The sequence below is a fragment of the Brachyspira catarrhinii genome, from assembly GCF_005518285.1.
GTDB classification, from domain to species: Bacteria; Spirochaetota; Brachyspiria; order Brachyspirales; family Brachyspiraceae; genus Brachyspira; species Brachyspira catarrhinii.
This window is the reverse complement of record NZ_SJDU01000879.1, coordinates 1-301: the sequence shown is the minus strand read 5'-3', so window position 1 is coordinate 301 and position 301 is coordinate 1. Positions and strand designations below refer to the sequence as shown.

Below are 301 nucleotides of genomic sequence, written 5' to 3'. Positions count from 1 at the left end.
GTCGATACCAAAACTACGCTTATAACCAAAACGGATATAGAAAATATGATGAAAACCGTGAAAAATTCAGATGGTAGTTATAGTTCAGAAAAGAATGGAGAAATAGTTTTTGCGGGAGAGTATCGTAATTCAACTACATTCAGTTTTGCAAGCGCAAAGTTTTCTGAAGCCAATCCTAATTTTTCTTTCATTAACGAATATACAACCAATCGAACTGTAACTCATAGCGCAAGCGGTAAAGCATCTGTATTAGCAGCCGCTATAGGAGGAACTCCACAATTTAAAGAATATTTTGGAAGTG

At 35.5% G+C, this 301-nt stretch carries 1 protein-coding gene; it reads left to right on the top strand.

The features are described from left to right. Positions 1-301, top strand: a 301-nt coding sequence (locus EZH24_RS14625; RefSeq protein WP_161976217.1) for a hypothetical protein, incomplete at both ends; no start/stop codon positions are given.